Origin of the sequence: Citrobacter sp. Cpo071 (assembly GCF_030332765.1) — a bacterium.
Classification (GTDB): domain Bacteria; phylum Pseudomonadota; class Gammaproteobacteria; order Enterobacterales; family Enterobacteriaceae; genus Citrobacter; species Citrobacter portucalensis.
In genome coordinates, this window is sequence record NZ_JAOWHE010000020.1 from 1 (window position 1) to 336 (window position 336).

The following is a 336-nucleotide window of genomic DNA, read 5'->3' on the forward strand; positions in this document are numbered from 1 at the left end:
TAAAAAATTTTGTGGGCTGTTCATTTACCCTGGACAGTCAGTGCGGCAGGTTGTGGCTGTCTATGCCCCCGGCGACAGGGACTCATACGGGTGTGTGGCACCCGGCAGGCAATGAGCAGGGGCCCGCTGCAACGACGAAGAGCGCGTGCGCGAAACGGCGTTGCGCCTTACATTCCGGCGGCCTTTTGCCGGGATGCCGGGAGCGCAGGCCACGGCGCGACAGAGGCGGCGCGACCGGAACGGTCGCTGCAAGCCGGGGGTTTTCACGCATCGGACCGTAGCGACAGCCCGAAACCGCGCCAGCGGGTTCGGCGGAGACTGGCGGGTGCGCCAGCA

1 pseudogene is annotated in these 336 nt (G+C 66.1%); it reads left to right on the forward strand.

The window, feature by feature from the left end:
* Positions 1-111 precede the first annotated feature (111 nt).
* Positions 112-266: pseudogene (locus OGY09_RS00270) on the forward strand (hypothetical protein); the annotation flags it as partial.
* Positions 267-336 lie beyond the last annotated feature (70 nt).